Origin of the sequence: Streptomyces sp. V2I9 (assembly GCF_030817475.1) — a bacterium.
Taxonomy (GTDB): domain Bacteria; phylum Actinomycetota; class Actinomycetes; order Streptomycetales; family Streptomycetaceae; genus Streptomyces.
Genome location: NZ_JAUSZJ010000002.1, coordinates 4350499 through 4369061 on the forward strand (window position 1 = coordinate 4350499; position 18563 = coordinate 4369061).

At 72.5% G+C, this 18563-nt stretch carries 19 protein-coding genes and 1 pseudogene; 7 read left to right on the forward strand and 13 right to left on the reverse strand.

What is annotated here, in order from left to right:
• Window positions 1-266: 266 nt before the first annotated feature.
• Window positions 267-641 (forward strand): STAS domain-containing protein, encoded by a 375-nt coding sequence (locus tag QFZ71_RS19330; protein ID WP_307669436.1) that lies wholly within the window; start codon window positions 267-269, stop codon window positions 639-641.
• Window positions 642-717: 76 nt separating this feature from the next.
• On the opposite strand, the gene QFZ71_RS19335 is transcribed toward QFZ71_RS19330, so the two are convergent.
• The 3 genes from QFZ71_RS19335 to QFZ71_RS19345 all read right to left on the reverse strand — a co-directional run bounded on the left by QFZ71_RS19335 (window position 718) and on the right by QFZ71_RS19345 (window position 4080).
• Window positions 718-1740 (reverse strand): sigma-70 family RNA polymerase sigma factor, encoded by a 1023-nt coding sequence (locus tag QFZ71_RS19335; protein WP_307669437.1) that lies wholly within the window; start codon window positions 1738-1740, stop codon window positions 718-720.
• 169 nt (window positions 1741-1909) lie between these two features.
• Window positions 1910-2626: a L,D-transpeptidase gene (locus tag QFZ71_RS19340; RefSeq protein ID WP_307669438.1), complete on the reverse strand. Its 717-nt coding sequence runs from the start codon at window positions 2624-2626 to the stop codon at window positions 1910-1912.
• A gap of 143 nt (window positions 2627-2769) precedes the next feature.
• Window positions 2770-4080 carry an MFS transporter gene (locus QFZ71_RS19345; protein WP_307669439.1) on the reverse strand — a complete coding sequence of 437 codons (1311 nt, stop codon included), beginning with the start codon at window positions 4078-4080 and terminating at the stop codon, window positions 2770-2772.
• A 62-nt stretch (window positions 4081-4142) separates the two neighbouring features.
• Between QFZ71_RS19345 and QFZ71_RS19350 the strand changes: the two genes are divergently transcribed.
• Both QFZ71_RS19350 and QFZ71_RS19355 read left to right on the forward strand, forming a co-directional pair.
• Window positions 4143-5096, forward strand: a complete 954-nt coding sequence (locus QFZ71_RS19350) for a LysR family transcriptional regulator (RefSeq protein ID WP_307669440.1) — start codon at window positions 4143-4145, stop codon at window positions 5094-5096.
• Window positions 5097-5238: 142 nt separating this feature from the next.
• Complete coding sequence (locus tag QFZ71_RS19355; protein ID WP_307669441.1) at window positions 5239-5997, forward strand: hypothetical protein; 759 nt, start codon at window positions 5239-5241, stop codon at window positions 5995-5997.
• 78 nt (window positions 5998-6075) lie between these two features.
• On the opposite strand, the gene QFZ71_RS19360 is transcribed toward QFZ71_RS19355, so the two are convergent.
• A complete protein-coding gene (locus QFZ71_RS19360) occupies window positions 6076-6834 on the reverse strand; it encodes a S9 family peptidase (RefSeq protein ID WP_307669442.1) in 759 nt (252 codons plus the stop codon).
• A 103-nt stretch (window positions 6835-6937) separates the two neighbouring features.
• Between QFZ71_RS19360 and QFZ71_RS19365 the strand changes: the two genes are divergently transcribed.
• Together QFZ71_RS19365 and QFZ71_RS19370 are read left to right on the forward strand one after the other, a co-directional pair.
• On the forward strand, window positions 6938-8092 hold the full coding sequence (locus tag QFZ71_RS19365) for an adenosine deaminase (RefSeq protein ID WP_307669443.1): 1155 nt from the start codon (window positions 6938-6940) through the stop codon (window positions 8090-8092).
• Window positions 8093-8227: 135 nt separating this feature from the next.
• Entirely contained in the window at window positions 8228-8527 is a 300-nt protein-coding gene (locus QFZ71_RS19370) for a hypothetical protein (RefSeq protein ID WP_307669444.1), read from the forward strand.
• Between the two features lie 87 nt (window positions 8528-8614).
• Here QFZ71_RS19370 and QFZ71_RS19375 read toward each other — a convergent pair whose 3' ends face one another.
• The 5 genes and pseudogenes from QFZ71_RS19375 to afsQ1 form a co-directional block, all read right to left on the reverse strand.
• The gene (locus QFZ71_RS19375; protein ID WP_307669445.1) at window positions 8615-8821 is read right to left on the reverse strand and encodes a PspC domain-containing protein; all 207 of its coding nucleotides are present in this window, start codon (window positions 8819-8821) and stop codon (window positions 8615-8617) included.
• A 97-nt stretch (window positions 8822-8918) separates the two neighbouring features.
• Window positions 8919-9491 (reverse strand): VanZ family protein, encoded by a 573-nt coding sequence (locus QFZ71_RS19380; protein WP_307671515.1) that lies wholly within the window; start codon window positions 9489-9491, stop codon window positions 8919-8921.
• A 172-nt stretch (window positions 9492-9663) separates the two neighbouring features.
• Window positions 9664-10347: a hypothetical protein gene (locus tag QFZ71_RS19385; protein ID WP_307669446.1), complete on the reverse strand. Its 684-nt coding sequence runs from the start codon at window positions 10345-10347 to the stop codon at window positions 9664-9666.
• Window positions 10344-11874: pseudogene (locus QFZ71_RS19390) on the reverse strand (ATP-binding protein). The gene QFZ71_RS19385 and the pseudogene QFZ71_RS19390 overlap by 4 nt, the downstream one beginning before the upstream one ends.
• Complete coding sequence (afsQ1, locus tag QFZ71_RS19395; protein WP_006127084.1) at window positions 11871-12548, reverse strand: two-component system response regulator AfsQ1; 678 nt, start codon at window positions 12546-12548, stop codon at window positions 11871-11873. Before afsQ1 ends, QFZ71_RS19390 begins: the two are co-directional and overlap by 4 nt.
• Window positions 12549-12730: 182 nt before the next feature.
• Here afsQ1 and QFZ71_RS19400 point away from each other — a divergent pair, with 182 nt between their 5' ends.
• Entirely contained in the window at window positions 12731-13510 is a 780-nt protein-coding gene (locus QFZ71_RS19400) for a SigE family RNA polymerase sigma factor (protein WP_307669447.1), read from the forward strand.
• Window positions 13511-13813: 303 nt separating this feature from the next.
• Here QFZ71_RS19400 and QFZ71_RS19405 read toward each other — a convergent pair whose 3' ends face one another.
• Window positions 13814-14524, reverse strand: a complete 711-nt coding sequence (locus tag QFZ71_RS19405; RefSeq protein WP_307669448.1) for a uridine kinase — start codon at window positions 14522-14524, stop codon at window positions 13814-13816.
• 62 nt (window positions 14525-14586) lie between these two features.
• Here QFZ71_RS19405 and QFZ71_RS19410 point away from each other — a divergent pair, with 62 nt between their 5' ends.
• Window positions 14587-15006 (forward strand): hypothetical protein, encoded by a 420-nt coding sequence (locus QFZ71_RS19410; RefSeq protein ID WP_307669449.1) that lies wholly within the window; start codon window positions 14587-14589, stop codon window positions 15004-15006.
• 72 nt (window positions 15007-15078) lie between these two features.
• Here the strand turns inward: QFZ71_RS19410 and QFZ71_RS19415 are convergent, their stop codons facing one another.
• The 3 genes from QFZ71_RS19415 to deoC are packed head-to-tail and all read right to left on the reverse strand — an operon-like array spanning window position 15079 to window position 18399.
• The gene (locus tag QFZ71_RS19415) at window positions 15079-16017 is read right to left on the reverse strand and encodes an aldehyde dehydrogenase family protein (RefSeq protein WP_307669450.1); all 939 of its coding nucleotides are present in this window, start codon (window positions 16015-16017) and stop codon (window positions 15079-15081) included.
• Window positions 16010-17446, reverse strand: a complete 1437-nt coding sequence (locus tag QFZ71_RS19420) for an aldehyde dehydrogenase family protein (RefSeq protein ID WP_307669451.1) — start codon at window positions 17444-17446, stop codon at window positions 16010-16012. Before QFZ71_RS19420 ends, QFZ71_RS19415 begins: the two co-directional genes overlap by 8 nt.
• A gap of 5 nt (window positions 17447-17451) precedes the next feature.
• The gene (deoC, locus tag QFZ71_RS19425) at window positions 17452-18399 is read right to left on the reverse strand and encodes a deoxyribose-phosphate aldolase (RefSeq protein WP_307671516.1); all 948 of its coding nucleotides are present in this window, start codon (window positions 18397-18399) and stop codon (window positions 17452-17454) included.
• Between the last annotated feature and the right edge of the window lie 164 nt (window positions 18400-18563).

The following is an 18563-nucleotide window of genomic DNA, read 5'->3' on the forward strand; positions in this document are numbered from 1 at the left end:
ACTCTCCCCCTGGAGAACTCGATGGTTCTTCAACCCGCCGGTCCGCAGGCACGCAGAAAGGACGGCTGCGGCCGTCGGTCCATCCGACTAGAGGGGATGCGGGGGCGATCGGTTGACCGAAGGGGCGGTCGGAAGTTCGAAGTTGACGCGAAATGGCTCCTGCGCGGCGGGATCATGCGAGCGGAGCGGAGCCATGGAGCAAGCGGAGCGGCACCCTCGCGCGGGCGGGCCGGGCGCGTCGCGGTGGCGGAGGTGCGCGGTGGCCGATGAATTTCGTCCGCCGGACCGGTCTCTCTGGTGTGGATGCCGAGAATCCGATCGTCCTGACCGTGACCGGCCCGGTCAGCCGTGCCGCCGTACCCGACCTCTGCGCGGAGCTGGAGCGCGCGCTCGCCGGCCCCCGTGGAGCGGCCCCGGTTCCCGGGGCGGTGGCGGACTGCGATGTGGGCGGGGTGGTCCGGCCCGATCTGGGCCTCGTCGAAGGGGTGGCCCGGCTGGCGCTCGTGGCCCGCCGGTCCGGGCGCACCCTGCGCCTGCGCCGTGTGCCGCCCGAACTCCGCGCGCTGCTGGACCTGGTGGGGCTCGCGGACGTGGTGGCGCTGGCGGACGACCCGGAGGAGCGCGTGCCGGGGCTGCCCTGACCCGCGTCCGGGCGTCGGGGGGACCCGCGTCCGGGCGTCAGGGGCCGGGCCCCGACGCCCGGACGCGGGCTTCCTCCTACGCGTCGGCCGGGAGCCGGTCCGGCAGGCCGAACAGCGGGAACCAGCGCGGGACGTCGAGGAAGCAGTGCATCCCGGTGATCGCCCCGTCCCGGACGTCGATGACCTGGACCGCCCACGGCACGAACCCGGAGCCGTCCTCGGCGGGCTTGTAGTGCGCGAAGGCGGGGGAGCCGTTGGCCGCGACGGGCACCAGCCGGGAACCCGCGCAGGCCGCGCCGATGGTGGTCATGAAGCCCGTGATGTCGCCGGTGCCCCGGAGCCACAGGTCGAACGGCGGCATCGTCATCACCGCGTCCTCGTGGAGCAGTGCCGTCAGCGCGGCCATGTCGTACCCCTCGAACGCCTTCACATAGCGCTCCAGAAGCTTCTGCTGCTCCTCGTCGAGCGGGTCCGCCGGGTCGCCCGCCCGGTCCTCCGTCTCGGTCAGCGTGGCGCGGGCCCGCTGGAGGGCGCTGTTGACCGCGGGGACGGAGGTCTCCAGCAGCTCGGCGACCTCGGCGGCCTTCCAGGCGAGCACTTCGCGGAGGATCAGCACGGCCCGCTGCTTGGGCGGCAGGTGCTGGAGGGCGGCGATGAACGCCAGCCGCACCGACTCGCGGGCCACGGCCGCCTCCGCCGGGTCCTGCACGGAGGGCAGGACCCGCCCGTCGGGCATCGGCTCCAGCCAGACGTTCTCCGGGCGGGGGCTCAGCGCGGCTCGGGCGAGCGGGGTCGGGCCGGTCAGATCGACGGGGCGGGCCCGTTTGTTGCCGGCGTTCAGCAGGTCCAGGCAGACGTTGGTGGCGATCCGGTAGAGCCACGAGCGCAGCGAGGACCGGCCCTCGAACTTGTCGACGTTGCGCCAGGCGCGGATCAGGGTCTCCTGCACCGCGTCCTCGGCCTCGAAGGCGGAGCCGAGCATCCGATAGCAGTACCCGGTCAGCTCGGTCCGGTGGCCTTCCAGCCGGCTGTCGATCCCGGCTCCATCGGCGCTCGCGGCCGCCGCACCCGAGTCCGTCGTCGTGGTCAGATCGCTCATCGCTCCACCCCTGTCGCGCGCAGCCGCGCTGTGGCTTCCGTCACCCGCTACGTCGGAAGCTACCGCAGGCCGCTGACAGCCGGGGCGGAAGACGGACAGAGGGGTGCCGGACGCCATGGCTCCGGCCACGGTGTCCGGCACCCCTCCGGGATGCCCTCAGGCGCTGTGCTCAGGTTCCGGGCTTGCGCCCGTACACGTACACGTCGTCGCCGTTCTTCAGCAGTTTCCAGTATGCCTTCGCGTCGGCGGGCCGCATGTTGACGCAGCCGCCGGATCCCGGCGGGTTGTACATGGACTTGGTGACCGAGTGGAACGCCTGGCCCCCGTCGAAGAACTGGGAGTGCGGCATCCAGACCTTGTAGATGGTCGACCAGTGCTTGATGCTGCGCCAGTAGATCTTCTTGGCCCCGGTCCGGGTCTCCGCCCCGTTCCGGCCGGTCCGTACCGGCACCGGCCCGTACGTCAGCTTCTTGCCGTCCTGGATCCAGCTCAGCTGCCGCGTCAGGTCGACACAGGCGATGCGGCCCTTGTCGGTCGGGCACTTACCCGCCTTGTTGGGGTTCTTCCCGGCCGCCTTCTGGGCGAGCATCGTGTTCATCGTGCGCCAGGTCAGCGGCCCGGCGTAGCCGATGGTGGGGGTGATCCCGTGCTTCTTCTGGAACGCCTGGATCGCCTTGCAGTCGGCCGTCGACTGCTTGCCGTCCACGGGCCGCTTCAGGAACTTCTCGACCTGCTTCTGGTACGGCCCCGCCGACTTCGTGCAGGAGGCCGCCTGTGCGGCGGTGCCGCTGCCCAGGACCAGGGCCGGAGCGGCCACCAGTCCGGCTACGGACAGCGCGACGCCGCGCCGCAGCCGTCTCCCGGAATTCTTCGCCGTGACTCCCATGCGCGCCAACTCCCCTTTGCCCAGCGTGCGTTGTTGATTACGCCTGGTAGACGTGCGAAGGGGGGCAGTGGTTGCGCTCCGGTATGTCTCGATTGCGTCCCGAAAACCGGTGGCGGCCCGAGGGCCTCCGTCGGGAGGGGGTCTCAGCGGGTCGCCGGGACGAACGCCCGCCGCTCCGCGCGCGCCACCCGCGTCCCGTACAGGGTGATCGAGACGACGCCCAGGACCGCGAACAGGCCCAGCGCCACCGTCCCCGACCAGCCCCCGGCGTGGAAGGCGATCGCACCCATCGTGCCGCCCACGCTGGAGCCCAGGTAGTACGCCGACTGGTACAGCGCCGACGCCTGCGCCCGGCCCGTCGTCGCGGTGCGGCTCACCGAGGACGAGGCGACCGCGTGCCCGGCGAAGAACCCGGCCGTGATCAGCACCAGCCCCAGCAGGACGGCGGTGAGGGAGTCCGCCAGCGAGAGCAGCAGCCCGGCGGCCGTGGTGGAGACCGCCAGGTACAGCGCGCCCCGGCGGCCGAGCCGGGCCACCAGGCGTCCTGCGGCGGCGGAGGAGGCCGTGCCGACCAGATAGACGAGGAAGATCGAGCCGATGACGCCCTGCGGCAGGCTGAACGGCTCCTCCACCAGGCGGTAGCCGATCACCGTGTAGACCGCGCCGAACACCGTCATGAACAGCGCGCCGATCGCGTACAGCCGAACCAGCAGCGGGTCGGCCAGATGGCCGGTGACGGTCCGCGCGAGCGCCTTCGGGTTCAGCGAACCCGGCCGGAAGTTGCGGGCCGCGGGGATCAGGAAGTGGAACGCCACGGCGCACGCCAGCGCGAGCAGCCCGACCGCCGCGAGCGCCGCGCGCCAGCCCCAGGCCTGCGCGACCCAGCCGGTGAGGATGCGCCCGCTCATGCCGCCGATGCTGTTGCCCGCGACGAACAGGCCGATCGCGGCGATCAGCGCCTTGGGCCGCACCTCCTCCGCCAGGTACGCCATCGCGGAGGCCGGGAGCCCGGCCAGCGCCGCGCCCTGGACGGCACGCAGTGCGATCAGCGCGCCCATCGACGGGGCGAACGGCACCAGCAGGCCGACCAGCACGGCCACCGTCAGCGACGCCGTCATCATCTGCCGCCGCCCGAACCGCTCCGAGAGCGCGCTCAGCGGCAGCACGAACAGGGCCAGCGCCCCGGTCGCCGCCGAGACCGTCCAGCTCGCCTGCCCGGCGGTCGCGTCGAACGAGGCGGAGACGGCGGGCAGCAGGGCCTGGGTGGAGTAGAGGAGGGCGAACGCCGCGACCCCGGCGGCGAAGAGCGCGAAGCTCATCCGGCGGTAGCCGGGGCGGCCCGGCTCCAGCCGCTCGGGTGCGGCGGCCGCGGGCGCGGCGGGGGTGATGACGGGGGACGACGGAGCAGAGGCATCCACCACGACGGTGGATGCCCCGGTATCGGCGGGAGGCATACAGCGAACGTAGAGGGAGAGGGTTCATGCGTCCAATGCATGAAACTGCCATAATCGATCCCATGGTGCATGAACGCAGCTCAGGGCCTCGGCTGTCACCAAGCAGTTACGAAGAAGACATCCGTGCCGTGCTCGCGCCACGCCTCGCGTACTTCGAGGCGGTCGCCCGTCACGAACACGTGACCCGCGCCGCCCACGAGCTGGGCGTCCCGCAGTCCACGCTCTCGCGGGCCATGGTCCGGCTCGAAGCGGACCTGGGCGTCGCCCTGTTCGCCCGCAAGGGCCGCACGGTCTCGCTCACCCCGGCGGGCCGCACCTTCCTCGCCTCCGCCGAACGGGCCCTGGCCGAGGTGGAGAAGGCCGCCGACTCGGTCCGGGCGGACGCCGACCCGACGGCTGGCCGGGTCTCCTTCGGCTTCCTGCACACCATGGGCTCGGAGACCGTGCCCGCCCTGATCCGCGCCTTCCGGGTCGACCACCCCAAGGTCCGCTTCCAGCTCGTGCAGAACTACGGCGAGGCGATGATCGAACGGCTCCGCGCCGGCGGCCTCGACCTCTGCCTCACCTCACCCGTGCCCGACGCCCCCGACCTGGTCACCCGCCGCCTCGACGAACAGCGGCTGCGCCTCGTGGTGCCCGACGACCACCGCCTCGCCTCCCGCCGCCGCATCCGCCTCACGGAGGCCGCCGACGAGACGTTCGTGACCCTGGAACCCGGTTACGGGCTGCGCCGGATCACCGACGACCTCTGCGCGGAGGCGGGTTTCACCCCGCGTGTCGCCTTCGAGGGCGAGGAGGCGGAGACCCTGCGCGGACTGGTCGCCGCCGGGCTCGGGGTGGCGCTGCTGCCGCCGCCCGCGGTCGCCCGCCCCGGTGTCGTCGAGCTGACGGTCACCGCCCCGCGCGCGGTCCGCGAGATCGGCGTGGCCTGGCTGGACGGGCACCCGGACACCCGGCCGGTCGCCGCCTTCAAACGCTTCCTGCTCTCACGCCGGGGCAACCTGCTGCCGGACTGATGGGGGGACGGGGGTACGGGGGATACGGGAAAGCGGGACACGGCCGGGGACAGGATGCGAGAGACGGCCGGGAGCGGGCGGGGGCACGGTCGGAACCGGACGCGGGGTTCATCCTTCTGTCCGAGGCCGCGAGAATGTCCCGATGAACCGTGCACCCGCGTACTCCACCGGGCCCTCGGCCCCGCCCGCCCGCGCCGGTCTGAGGGGCATCGTGGTCCCGGCCGTGGTCGGATCGGTGCTGGTGTCGGCCGCCGCGGTCCTGTTCGCGCTGCTGCCCGGCTCGCTCTCCGAGGCTCGCGCGTTCCAGGCGGCGCGGCCGTGCGAGCGGGTCGGCGGATCGGCGGCGGAGAACGGCGACTGCCTCTCCACCTGGCCGGCCACCGTGCTCTCCACGGAAGCCCGCCCCCAGGGCAAGGGCTTCGCCCGCTGGGCCACCCTCGATCCGGGCGGCGACACCCCGCCGTTCCGCGTCCGGCTGCGGGGCGAGCACCCGGTCTGGGAGAAGCTCGCACCCGGCACGCGGGTCACCGTCGCCACCTGGCGCGACCGGGCGGTGTGGGTGGAGGCGGGGAAGGAACGCCAGGACGCGACCGACCGGCCCGGCCCCGGCGCGATCGTCCGGCTGGCCGTCGGGCTCGCGCTGCTGATCGTCGGCGGCGCCCTCCTGCGGGCCTCCGCAGGGGCGCACCGACGCCGCGCGACCGGCGCCCCGGCCGCTCGCGCCTCCCGGATCGTCGTCCCGACGGCGGCGACGGCACTCGCGGTGGGCGTCGCGGTCACCGCCGCCGTCCTGGTCGAGAACGTGCTCCTGGCCCTGCTCCTCGCCGCCGCCGGCTGCGCGGCCGCGTGGGCGGCCTCGGCGTGGCTGCTCCGCCGCCCGGCACGGCGACGTACGGCCTGACGCCGGACCTTGTGCTCCACCGGCGGGCCGGGCCGGGGGACGCACCCCGTGTACGCGGTCCCCGTGCCGCAACGACCCTCAGTGCCGCAGCGACCGCCCGAACCCGGCGGCCAGCGGCATCCGCAGCCCCAGCGGCGGCGGTGCCGCCAGGGCGTCCGCGACGGGGCGGGCGTAGGGCCGGGCGAAGAGGGAACCGCAGACGAAGTCGGCGGCCAGCGCCACCACTTCGGCACGGTGCTGGCGCAACGCGTGCCCGTCCGAGTGGACTTCGAAGCGGCAGGTGTCCCGGTTGGCCTTCTTCGCCCGCTCCGCCATCCGGTAGGACAGCTCCGGATCGGTGCGCTCGTCGTTGGTGCCGTGCACGATCAACACCCGCCGCCCCACGAGCTGTCCGACCGGTTCCGGTTCGCCCGCCGGCTGCTCCGGCAGCCACGGGGCCAGTGCCAGCACCGAGGTGACCGAGCCGTGTCCGGCGGCCCGCAGAGCAGCCCGACCGCCCATCCCGTGGCCGACCAGGCAGACCGGCACGTCGCCGTACCGGCGCTGCACCTCGTCGGCCGCCCACCCCGCGTCCTCGGCGGGATGCGCGTCGGCCGCGTTCCAGCCGCGCCACCGGTAGCGCAGCACGTGCACCGTGAGCCCCTCGCCCGCCCCGGCGCGGGCCAGCGCACGGGCGAACGGCAGCTGTGCCGCGTACGACAGGGTGGAGGGACGGCGGCGGGAATCGGCCTCGCCGTCCGGGAGCAGCAGGACCACGCCGCTGACCTCGTCCGTTGCTCCGGCCGTCTGAACGGCCCGCCCCAGCCTCGGGGGCAGGGGGACTGCGCGCTGTGCCATGACAGAACAGTGTCAGAAGGAGAGGTGTACTCCACCCGACTTCGCGGTCACTGTTACGCATCGACACGAGGCGCTCTACGCGCGTAGGCGCTAGAGTGCCAAGATGACGAGCCAGACCCCGAATGTCCCTGATTCCGACCAGATCCGGCGCGCCCCCAAGGTGCTGCTGCACGACCATCTCGACGGCGGCCTGCGACCGGGCACCATCGTGGAGCTGGCCCGCGCGCAGGGTTACGACTCCCTGCCCGAGACCGATGCCGCCAAGCTCGGCGTCTGGTTCCGCGAAGCCGCCGACTCCGGTTCGCTGGAGCGCTACCTGGAGACGTTCGCGCACACCTGCGCCGTCATGCAGACCCGTGAGGCGCTGTTCCGGGTGGCCGCCGAGTGCGCCGAGGACCTGGCCGAGGACGGCGTCGTCTACGCCGAGATCCGCTACGCCCCCGAGCAGCACCTGGAGGGCGGCCTGACCCTCGAAGAGGTCGTCGAGGCCGTCAACGAGGGCTTCCGCGAGGGCGAGCGCATCGCCCGCGCCAACGGCCACCGCATCCGGGTCGGCGCCCTCCTCACCGCCATGCGGCACGCCGCCCGCGCGCTGGAGATCGCCGAACTGGCCAACAGCTACCGCGACCAGGGCGTCGTCGGCTTCGACATCGCGGGCGCGGAGGCCGGCTTCCCGCCCACCCGCCACCTCGACGCGTTCGAGTACCTCAAGCGCGAGAACAACCACTTCACGATCCACGCGGGCGAGGCGTTCGGCCTGCCGTCGATCTGGCAGGCCCTCCAGTGGTGCGGCGCCGACCGGCTCGGCCACGGGGTGCGGATCATCGACGACATCGAGGTCGCCGAGGACGGCTCGGTCTCCCTCGGCCGCCTCGCCTCCTACGTACGCGACAAGCGCATCCCGCTGGAGATGTGCCCGACCTCCAACCTCCAGACCGGCGCGGCCGCCTCGTACGCCGAGCACCCGATCGGACTGCTGCGCAAGCTGCACTTCCGGATCACCGTGAACACGGACAACCGGCTGATGAGCGGTACGACCATGAGCCAGGAATTCGAGCGGCTGACCGAGGCTTTCGGATACACGCTCGACGACATGCAGTGGTTCACCGTCAATGCGATGAAATCAGCATTCATTCCTTTCGATGAACGTCTTGCGATGATCAATGACGTCGTCAAGCCCGGCTACGCGGAGCTGAAGTCGGAGTGGCTTTTCCGTCAGACCGCTGTGACCAGCGGATCTGCCGCCTCTTCGGGCTGATTTCCCCGATGGGCGAAAGGGCCGGGACATGGCGTCCCGGCCCTTTTCCGGCGTGTCGGGATGTTTGCGGAGAGGGCCGTGCAGTGACTAGCTTGCAGAGCCGCTCACATCCCCTTCCCCAAGGATGAATTCTCCATGAAGAAGTCTTCCAGGACTCTCGGTGTCGCCGTTCTCGGCGCCGCTTTCGCCGCCGCAGCCTCCGGCAGCGCCTCCGCCGCCACCGCGCTGCCGCTCGACGCCGCGGCCGGCGTGCTCCCCGTCTCGACGATGGCGGTCGACACCGTCGCCAAGTCGGCCCAGAACGCCCCGGTCCAGGACACGGTCGGCAAGATCCTCGGCGGCGACGCCACCGACGCGGCCGCTCCGGTCACCGGCCTGCTCGGCGGCCTGCCCACCCAGGGCCTCACCGCCAACGGGATCCCGCTCGGCGGCTGATCCGCCCCGCATCCACCCTGACCCGTGCATGCACGTGGGGCGCACACCCTGGAACCAGGGTGTGCGCCCCACGGGGCGTTCCGAGCGTCACCAGGCCGCCGCGGAGGACGCGGACTTCTCGGAGGGCAGCAGCGCCCACAGCACCACGTAGAGCAGGAACTGCGGGCCGGGCAGCAGACAGCTGACGAGGAAGATGACGCGCATCGTGCCGGCGGAGGTGCCGAAACGCCGGGCGAGGCCCGCGCACACTCCGCCGATCATGCGGCCTTCGCGGGGGCGGACAAGTGCGGCCATGGTGGGCTCCTTCGTGAACGTGGCGGGAGGAGCAGTCGGTCTTCTCCGCTCCCGGATGTATCCATGGTGCCCCCGCGGAGGGGGACAAAGCATCGCTCTACGGGGCGAGACCGACCCCGGTAATCGTCGGGGTCGACCCCCCAGGGGCCTCGTCCCTGAGGCGGGTCTCCCGGCGGTGGTACGGCAGATCCCGCGCTCCGGGCAGGCCACGGCGGCGCAGCCGCGCCCGGCAGAGCGGGACGACCAGCAGATGGGCCACCACGACCCCGGTGGTGTTCAGCAGGAGCGAGTCGATGTCGACGACCTGGCCGGGCACCCCGGTCTGGCCCAGCTCGATGGCGAGCGAGATCAGCGCCCCGGCGGCGGCCGTACGCAGCAGGGAGAGCCACGAGGAGACGAAGATCCGGCCCCCGGCCACCGGCAGCAGTACCCCGAGCGGGGCCAGCAGCAGCAGCGCGCCGCCGATCCGGCGGGCCGCCTCGACCGGTCCCAGCGCGAGGTCCGCCCTGATCCCGGCGAGCGGCTCGAAATTCGCCGCCGTGATCCAGGGGACGTCCAGCGGGCGCAAGGTCAGCCACCCGACGAGCAGGAGGTGCGCGACCAGGAGAGTGACCCCCGCCGCGCGGAAGTGGATGACGGTCTGGCCGTCCGAACTGTGCCGCACGCCCACCAAGACGCGACGACCGGCGGGATCGGTTCCGTACGCCCCCTGCCCACCCGGAACGCCCCTGCCCCCGGAACGCACCGGCCCGGCGGTCACGCCCCGGCCTCCGCAGGGCCGCGCGCCGGTCAGGACGGGGCGGGCGAGCGGCAACGACCCGGCCCGCCCGGCCACGGCCGCCTCAGCCCAGCCCGACCGCGTCCGGCGTGGTGGCGAGGTCCCCCGGCCGGGTCTTCGTCTGCGAGGTGCACAGGTAGCCGCGCGGCGGGTAGTTGCCCGGTCCGCCCAGGACCACCGAACCGTCCCGGACCAGCGTCTCGCTCTCCGCGTACGTGCACACCAGCTGCGCCAGCGCCTCCGCCGACAGGTCCTCCGGCTGACTGCTCAGCCGCACCGTGCCCGCCGGGTCGTCGTCGCGCGCCGCCTCCACCCGGATCCCCACCGGTACGGCGGTGGTGAACCCGGCCCGCCGCTCGCCCGCCGACGGCGCCCGCTGCGCCTCGGCGAGCAGCGCCCGGGCGACCACCACCGGATCGTCGCCGGCCGCACGCCGTTCCACCGGACGCTCCACGGTGACCAGCTGCGAGGCGCACACCAGGTAGACCTTGACGCGCTCCCCGTCCGGCGACGACGTGGCGACGTCCGCCGCGGACAGCCGGCAGGGCACGCGGGAGGGCGCGGCGCCCGCGTCCACCGGCACCGACGTGGTACGGATGCCGCACCCGGAGAGCAGTGCCGCGACCGCCGCCACGGCCGCGATCGAGGCCGCCGTGCGCCGCCGGGCCCCGGCCACCGGCGCGTCAGCGGCCGTCGTGCGCCGCCGGAGCGGTCGCCGCCCCGCGTACGTGATGTCGCCGTGCTTCACGTCGCCCCGTTCTCGTCCGGGGTGTCCGCGCCCGGTTCGTCGTTCCGTGCGATCCGCTCGGCGTCGCGCGGCAGCCGCAGTTCGAAGACGGCGCCGCCGTCCGGGGAGTTCGCCGCCGTGATGTCGCCGCCGTGGATGTGCGCGTTCTCCATGGCGATCGAGAGGCCCAGTCCGCTGCCCTCCGACCGCGGCCGGGAGGCGCTGGCCTTGTAGAAGCGGTCGAAGACGTGCGGCAGCACGTCCTCGGGGATGCCCGGACCGTGGTCCCGTACCTCGATGACCAGCTCCTCGCCCTCGATCCGCACCCGTACGCCCACCGGCGAGCCCCCGTGCTTGAGGGCGTTGCCGATGAGGTTGGCCAGGATCACGTCCAGCCGGCGCGGGTCGAGCCGGACCATGACTCCGCGCTCCGCGTCCAGATCCACCGCGTCCAGCCAGGCCCGCGCGTCGATGCACGCGGTCACCTGATCAGCCACGTCGACGTCGTCCAGGACGAGCCGGGCCGTGCCCGCGTCGAAGCGGGTCACCTCCATCAGGTTCTCCACCAGGTCGTTCAGCCGCCGGGTCTCGCTGACCACCAGGTGCACGGCGGGCGCGATCATCGGGTCGAGGGTGTCCGCCTCGTCCTCCAGCACCTCGGCGACCGCGGTGATCGCGGTCAGCGGGGGTGCGCAGCTCGTGGGACATGTCGGCGACGAACCTGCGGCTCGCCTCCTCCCGCGCGCTCATGTCCGCGACCTTCTTCTCCAGCGAGCTCGCCGTCCTGTTGAACGTACGGGAGAGATCAGCGAGTTCGTCCGTGCCGGAGACCACGAGCCGGGTGTCGAGCTTGCCCTCGCCGAGCTTGCGGGCCGCGTCCCCGAGCCGCTGCACCGGGCGCAGCACGGTCGTCGCGGCGGCCTGGGCGAGCAGCGCCGAACCGATCAGCGCGAGGGCGGTGGCGATCCCCAGCGACCAGGCCAGCGAGTTGAGGTCCTGCCGTTCCTGGTCGAGGGACTTGAGCATGTATCCGGTCGGGCCGCCGCCGATGATCCGCGTGCCCGCGACCAGGTACGGGGTGCCCGCGATGCTCGTACGCTGCCAGAACAGGTGGTACTCGTGGTCGTTGCCCGACGTCAGCGGCCAGGTGCGGGCCACCTGCTTCCGCAGCGACGTGGGGACGTCGGCACGGGTGAAGGTGTCCAGGTCGGAGTAGCCCACGATCGGCTTGCCCCGCTCACGCTCGGCCACCAGCAGCACGCTGTAACCGGGGCTGCCGGTCGCCATCTCCCCGGCGGCCCGCTGGAGATCGTCCTTGGTGGGGCGGGTCGGCAGCGCCGCCGCGGTGTCCTGCATCTGCCGCCGGAAGTCGTCGAGCGCGGCGTCCTGCGTACGGGTCAGCACGGCCTCGCGGTTGAGCCAGTACGCGATCCCCGAAGCGGACACCGCGGCCACCAGCGCCACCAGGGCGAACACGACGACCAGCCGCATCCGCAGACTGGTCCAGCGCAGCCCGGCACGCAGGGACCGCCCGGCGGTCGCGGTCACTGAGGCGAGTCCAGCCGGTAACCCACGCCCCGCACGGTACGGATCAGGGTCGGCGAGGACGGCACGTCCTCCACCTTCGCGCGCAGCCGCTGCACACACGCGTCCACCAGACGGGAGTCGCCCAGGTAGTCGTGCTCCCACACCAGGCGCAGCAACTGCTGCCGGGACAGCGCCTGTCCCGGCCGGCGGCTCAGCTCCAGCAGGAGCCGCAGCTCGGTCGGCGTGAGCTGCAGGTCCTCCCCGTCCTTGGTGACGGTCATGGCGGAGCGGTCGATCACCACGTTGCCGAAGGTCGCCGAATCGGTCGACTCGCGCTCCCCGCGCCGCAGCACCGCCCGGATCCGGGCGTCCAGCACCCGGCCCTGGACGGGTTTGACCACATAGTCGTCCGCGCCGGACTCCAGTCCGACCACGACGTCGATGTCGTCGCTGCGCGCGGTCAGCAGAATGATCGGCAGTTGATCGGTGCGGCGAATCCTCCGGCACACCTCGAAACCGTCGATGCCGGGCAGCATCACATCCAGCACGACCAGGTCGGGGCGCTGCTCGCGCAGCAGCTCCAGGCCGTCCTCTCCCGTCGCCGCGGTGGCCACACGGTGGCCCTGGCGTGACAGCGAGAGTTCGAGGGCCGTGCGGATGGCGTCGTCGTCCTCGATCAGCAACAGGAAAGGCACGAGCGTCATTCTGGCCCATGGGGGCGCTTCAGTTCGACCTGCGGTCCGCTCCGATTGTCGGGGTACGGCCACGACGGCCCCTGTGACAGGTCTGTGACAGTCGGGGGACAGCGCCATGAAACTGCCCCGGCAAGCTCGTGGTCAGCAAGGAACGAACGGACTCCACCGATAGGGGGCGCGAGATGAACGCACTGCACAGCACCAGCTCAAGCGCGGTTGTCACGCGTCTCCACGATGTCGGCCGGAGCGGAGAGAAGTCCGGCGCCGTCACGAACGTACGGGGGTGTGTTCGAGGCGCCGGACGTCAGCACCCGTCGGCCGCGGAGCAGGTGCGCAGGCCGGCGTTCATGGCGGTCGTCGACGCGCCGGCGGGGGACGGCGGGTCGAACGCGTACGGGAAGGCCACGGGGGATCGCACCGGCCGGACGGAGAACGCGGACGCCGAAGCGGCGTTCACGGCCTACGTCAAGGAGCGACGGGCCTCCCTGTACGCGACCGCCTACCACCTGACCGGAGACCGGTTCGAGGCCGAGGACCTGCTGCAGAGCGCCCTCTTCTCCACGTACCGGGCGTGGGACCGGATCAGCGACAAGGCCGCGGTCGGCGGCTATCTGCGCCGCACCATGACCAACCTGCACATCAGCGCCTGGCGCAGGCGCAAGCTCAACGAATACCCGACCGAGGAGCTGCCGGAGACGGTGGGCGACACGGACGCGATGCGCGGCACGGAGCTGCGGGCGGTGCTCTGGCAGGCACTGGCCCGGCTGCCCGAACTCCAGCGCACGATGCTGGTCCTGCGGTACTACGAGGGCCGCACCGACCCGGAGATCGCGTCCATCCTCGACATCAGTGTCGGCACGGTGAAGTCGAGCATCTGGCGCTCCCTGCGCCGGCTGCGCGAGGACGAGGTCCTCAGCTTCGGACGTGACGAGCAGGAGTCCTTCGGCGAGCTGGTGGCCTGAGGCTGGGCCCTCCGTCTCGGGGGAGGCGGGGGCCACGGGGGGAAGTACGGGGGAGCAGGAAAAACGGGGACCGAGGGGACCCCCGGGGGAATGGGGATACGGGGGACACGGGGGAGCAACAAGGGGAAACGGTCCATCGCTTCGGGGGAGGCGTGGGCCAGGGGAAGACAGCGGGGTCGTACGGGCCGGGGGGCCCGGGCGACCCCGCTGTCGTCGATCCCCCGCCGCGCCCGCCGGAATCCCCGCCGCGCCGCACCTACCGGAATTCCCGCCGTGCCGCGACGCACCCGCCGGCCGAGCCGCCTACTCCGGGACCGGCGCCGTCACGTTCGCCCGGCGGCACCGGCCCGCCGCGGCGGCGGCGAAGCGGCCCAGGGCCTCTTCCTTGCCGCAGGGATACGCTCCCAGGGCCGTCTGGCGGGCCACGATGCGGCGCTCCGCGCGCATCAGCCGCCAGCCCCGCCGCAGCAGGAACGGGACCGACTTGCGGCCCTCGCGCAGGTCACGGACCAGGCGGCGGCGGAAGGTCGTCGTCGGGCGGCCGCGCAGGCAGAGCGCGTCGGCCAGCAGCCCCAGCTCCTGGCAGCGCCGCACGATGTCCGCCGCGAAGATGCCCTCCGCCACGAACAGCGGCGACCGCTCGATGTGGAAGGTCTCGTGGCCCGTACGGGAGCTGGTGGCGATGTCGTACACCGGGACGTCCGTGCTGCCGCACCGGCACAGCTCGGCGATGGCGGCGACCGCCGCGTCCGCGTCCCAGGACGCCGCGGAGTCCCAGTCGATGTCCGGGGAGCCGGGGACCTGCGGCAGCGTCGGGTCGCCCGCCTCCTTGTAGAAGTCGTCCAGGCGCAGCACCGGGAGGCCGGTGCGGGCGGCCAGGACGGACTTGCCGGAGCCTGAGGGGCCCGCGAGCAGGACGACGCGGGTCGGGATCGGTTGGGAACTCACAGAACAGAAGTGTGAGGCATTGACCCGGGCAGGGGACCCCCCGGGCCGTCCGTTGGTATCCAGCATCACACCTCAACTACTCTGCGCGCACAGACGATTACCCGACCAGGTTCGATCAGGTGGAAAACATGGGACTTCACGCACGCAAGCCCGAACGCCGCGCCCTGCTGCGCGCCGGTCTGACACTCACCGCCCTGGGAGCGGCCCTGGGGGCCGGTGCGGGCTCCGCCGGGGCCGTACAGCTGCCCGCCGTCTCCGAGGTCCCCGACCAGGGCACCTCCGCCCTCAAGGCGGTGGGCGAGACGGCCGCGCCGGCGGTGACCAGCGCGCTCGGCACCTCGCTGGCCAGCAGTGTCGCCCCGGTCACCGACCTTCAGCTCGACCCGCTGGCCAACACCGGGGTGGACCCGCTGGACAACGCCGTGGGTACCCAGATCGCCGACTTCAAGCCGGTGACCACCGCGATCGTCACCGGCCCCATCGCCAGTGGCGCCTCGCTGAGCGAGCTGCCCGTGGTGGGCCAGGTGACCGGTCTCGTCACCGGCTGACGCGCGGGACACGCCGGACGGGGCCGCCTCGGGGTGGGAGGGCGGCCCCGTCCGGGTGCCGGATGCGGCGGGTCAGTACGAGGAGCCCGCGGCTCCCAGCGCGCCCGTCGGGTGCCACACCGTCTTGGTCTCCAGGAAGGCCGTCAGCCGGTGCGTTCCGGGGGAGGCGAACCAGTCCTCGGCGCCCGCCGCGCCCCCGTCCACAGGCTGGGGACGGAGGGCGCGCTTCAGGTTGTCGGCCGCGGCGATCTCCAGCTCCTTGGCCAGCGCCGTGTCCGCGCCGGTCAGGTCGATCGCGTTGACGTCCTGGTGGGCGGCGAGCGGGGCGGCGATCTCCGCCGTGACGCCCGACAGGATGTTGACCACGCCGCCGGGGACGTCCGAGGTGGCCAGTACCTCGCCCAGCGACAGCGCGGGCAGCGGGGCGTCGGCCGAGGCGACGACGACCGCGGTGTTGCCGGTGGCGATGACCGGGGCGATCACCGACACCAGGCCGAGGAGCGAGGACTCCTGCGGCGCGAGGACCGCGACCACGCCCGTCGGCTCGGTGGTGGAGAGGTTGAAGAAGGGGCCCGCGACCGGGTTGGCCCCGCCCGCGATCTGCCCGATCTTGTCGGTCCAGCCCGCGTACCAGACCCAGCGGTCGATCGCCGCGTCCACCACGGCGCCCGCCTTGGACTTCGACAGCCCCTCGGAGGCGGCCACCTCGCGGACGAACTGCTCCCGGCGCCCCTCCAGCATCTCCGCGACGCGGTAGAGGACCTGGCCCCGGTTGTAGGCGGTCGCGCCCGACCAGCCGCCGAACGCCTTGCGCGCCGCCACGACCGCGTCACGCGCGTCCTTGCGGGAGGACTTCGGTGCGTTGGCGAGCCACTGGCCCTTGGAGTCCGTCACCTCGTACACCCGGCCGCTCTCGGAGCGGGGGAACTTGCCCCCGACGTACAGCTTGTAGGTCTTGAAGACGCCGAGACGCCGCTCGGCGGAGCCGTTGATCGGTTCGCGGTCAGACATCGAGGTACGCCTCCAGGCCGTGGCGGCCGCCTTCGCGGCCGTAGCCCGACTCCTTGTAGCCGCCGAACGGCGACGTCGGGTCGAACTTGTTGAACGTGTTGGCCCAGACGACGCCCGCCCGGAGCTTGTCGGCGACCGCGAGGATGCGGGAGCCCTTCTCCGTCCAGATGCCCGCCGAGAGGCCGTACTGCGTGTTGTTGGCCTTGGCGACCGCCTCGTCCGGGGTGCGGAACGTGAGGACCGAGAGCACCGGGCCGAAGATCTCGTCCCGCGCCACCGTGTGCGCCTGCGTGACGTTCGTGAAGAGCGTCGGGGCGAACCAGTAGCCGGACGACGGCAGTTCGCACGGGGCGCTCCAGCGCTCCGCGCCCTCCGCCTCGCCGGTCTCCACCAGAGCGGTGATCCGGGCCAGCTGCTCGGCGGAGTTGATCGCGCCGATGTCGGTGTTCTTGTCCAGCGGGTCGCCCAGCCGCAGCGTGGACAGCCGCCGCTTCAGCGCGTCCAGCACCTCGTCCTGGACCGACTCCTGCACCAGCAGCCGGGAGCCCGCGCAGCAGACCTGGCCCTGGTTGAAGAAGATCCCGGTGACGATGCCCTCGACGGCCTGGTCGATCGGGGCGTCGTCGAACACGATGTTCGCGCCCTTGCCGCCCAGCTCCAGCGTGACCTTCTTGTCGGTGCCCGCGACGGAGCGCGCGATGGCCTTGCCGACCGCGGTCGAGCCGGTGAAGGCGACCTTGTTCACGTCGGGGTGCGTGACGAGGGCCTCGCCCGCGTCGCCGTACCCGGTCAGGATGTTGACGACACCCTTCGGCAGCCCGGCCTGGCGGCAGATGTCCGCGAAGAACAGGGCGGAGAGCGGGGTCGTCTCGGCGGGCTTGAGGACCACCGTGTTGCCCGTGGCGAGCGCCGGGGCGATCTTCCACGCGAGCATCAGCAGCGGGAAGTTCCACGGGATGACCTGGCCTGCCACACCCAGCGGGCGCGGGTTCGCCCCGTACCCCGCGTGGTCCAGCTTGTCGGCCCAGCCGGCGTAGTAGAAGAAGTGCGCGGCGACCAGCGGGAGGTCCGCGTCGCGGGTCTCCTTGATCGGCTTGCCGTTGTCGAGCGTCTCCAGGACGGCCAGCTCACGGCTGCGCTCCTGGATGATCCGAGCGATCCGGAACAGGTACTTGGCGCGCTCGGAGCCGGGCAGCGCCGACCACTTCCCGAACGCCTTCCGGGCCGCCTTCACGGCCCGGTCCACGTCCGCCGTGCCCGCGCGCGCGACCTCGGAGAGAACCTCCTCGGTGCTCGGCGAGACGGTCTTGAAGACCTTGCCCTCGGCGGCCTCGGTGAACTCGCCGTCGATGAACAGCCCGTAGGACGGGGCGATGTCGACGACGGAACGGGACTCCGGCGCCGGTGCGTACTCGAATGCGGATGCCATGGCTATCAGTCCACCGTCACGTAATCGGGGCCGGAGTAACGGCCGGTGCTGAGCTTCTGGCGCTGCATCAGCAGGTCGTTGAGCAGGCTGGACGCGCCGAACCGGAACCAGTGCGGGTCCAGCCAGTCCTCGCCCGCGGTCTCGTTCACCAGGACCAGGAACTTCACCGCGTCCTTGGTGGTGCGGATACCGCCGGCGGGCTTCACACCGATCTGTACGCCGGTGGCCGCCCGGAAGTCGCGCACGGCCTCCAGCATGAGGAGGGTGTTGGCGGGGGTGGCGTTGGTGGCCACCTTGCCGGTCGAGGTCTTGATGAAGTCCGCGCCCGCCAGCATCCCGATCCAGGAGGCCCGGCGGATGTTGTCGTACGTGGACAGCTCGCCGGTCTCGAAGATCACCTTGAGGCGGGCCGGGCCGCACTCCGCCTTCACGGCGGTGATCTCCTCGTAGACCTTCAGGAACCGGCCGGAGAGGAACGCCCCCCGGTCGATCACCATGTCGATCTCGTCCGCCCCGGCCGCCACGGCGTCGCGGACGTCCGCGAGCTTGACGTCCAGCGCCGCCCGGCCCGCCGGGAAGGCGGTCGCCACGGACGCCACCTTCACACCGGAGCCGGCCAGCGCGGCGGCGGCGGTGGCCGCCATGTCGGGGTAGACGCAGACGGCCGCGGTGCGCGGGGTCGTGCGGTCGGTCGGGTCGGGGTTGACGGCCTTGGCGGCGAGAGCCCGGACCTTGCCCGGGGTGTCCGCGCCTTCCAGCGTCGTCAGGTCGATCATCGAGATGGCGAGATCGATGGCGTACGCCTTGGCCGTCGTCTTGATCGAACGGGTTCCGAGGGCGGCGGCGCGCGCTTCGAGGCCGACGGCGTCGACGCCGGGCAGCCCGAACAGGAAGCGGCGCAGCGCACTGTCGGACGCCGTCGCGTCGGAGAATGCGGGAGCAGTGGTGGGCATGGTCACCAGAGGAGCATATCTACGCGCGTAGCGACCTGTACAGGGGGCCAGGTCATCCGGGCGTTCCGCACGAGGCCGCGGGCAGCCGGTGCGCTCCGTCCCCGACGCCGGGTGCGTCCCGCGCCCGACGGCCGTACGTCCCGCTTCCGGGGCCGCGTGCCGCG

Bases quoted from the DNA above. Each gene is read 5' to 3' on its own strand.
- QFZ71_RS19350 (WP_307669440.1), top strand. From the start codon at position 4,143: ATGGTGCATGAACGCAGCTCAGGGCCTCGGCTGTCACCAAGCAGTTAC.
- QFZ71_RS19405 (WP_307669448.1), bottom strand. From the start codon at position 14,524: ATGCTGGATACCAACGGACGGCCCGGGGGGTCCCCTGCCCGGGTCAAT.
- QFZ71_RS19410 (WP_307669449.1), top strand. From the start codon at position 14,587: ATGGGACTTCACGCACGCAAGCCCGAACGCCGCGCCCTGCTGCGCGCC.
- QFZ71_RS19345 (WP_307669439.1), bottom strand. From the start codon at position 4,080: ATGCCTCCCGCCGATACCGGGGCATCCACCGTCGTGGTGGATGCCTCT.
- deoC (WP_307671516.1), bottom strand. From the start codon at position 18,399: ATGCCCACCACTGCTCCCGCATTCTCCGACGCGACGGCGTCCGACAGT.
- QFZ71_RS19370 (WP_307669444.1), top strand. From the start codon at position 8,228: ATGAAGAAGTCTTCCAGGACTCTCGGTGTCGCCGTTCTCGGCGCCGCT.
- QFZ71_RS19330 (WP_307669436.1), top strand. From the start codon at position 267: ATGAATTTCGTCCGCCGGACCGGTCTCTCTGGTGTGGATGCCGAGAAT.
- QFZ71_RS19360 (WP_307669442.1), bottom strand. From the start codon at position 6,834: ATGGCACAGCGCGCAGTCCCCCTGCCCCCGAGGCTGGGGCGGGCCGTT.
- QFZ71_RS19400 (WP_307669447.1), top strand. From the start codon at position 12,731: ATGAACGCACTGCACAGCACCAGCTCAAGCGCGGTTGTCACGCGTCTC.
- QFZ71_RS19420 (WP_307669451.1), bottom strand. From the start codon at position 17,446: ATGGCATCCGCATTCGAGTACGCACCGGCGCCGGAGTCCCGTTCCGTC.
- QFZ71_RS19335 (WP_307669437.1), bottom strand. From the start codon at position 1,740: ATGAGCGATCTGACCACGACGACGGACTCGGGTGCGGCGGCCGCGAGC.
- QFZ71_RS19415 (WP_307669450.1), bottom strand. From the start codon at position 16,017: ATGTCTGACCGCGAACCGATCAACGGCTCCGCCGAGCGGCGTCTCGGC.
- QFZ71_RS19340 (WP_307669438.1), bottom strand. From the start codon at position 2,626: ATGGGAGTCACGGCGAAGAATTCCGGGAGACGGCTGCGGCGCGGCGTC.
- QFZ71_RS19365 (WP_307669443.1), top strand. From the start codon at position 6,938: ATGACGAGCCAGACCCCGAATGTCCCTGATTCCGACCAGATCCGGCGC.
- QFZ71_RS19355 (WP_307669441.1), top strand. From the start codon at position 5,239: ATGAACCGTGCACCCGCGTACTCCACCGGGCCCTCGGCCCCGCCCGCC.
- QFZ71_RS19375 (WP_307669445.1), bottom strand. From the start codon at position 8,821: ATGGCCGCACTTGTCCGCCCCCGCGAAGGCCGCATGATCGGCGGAGTG.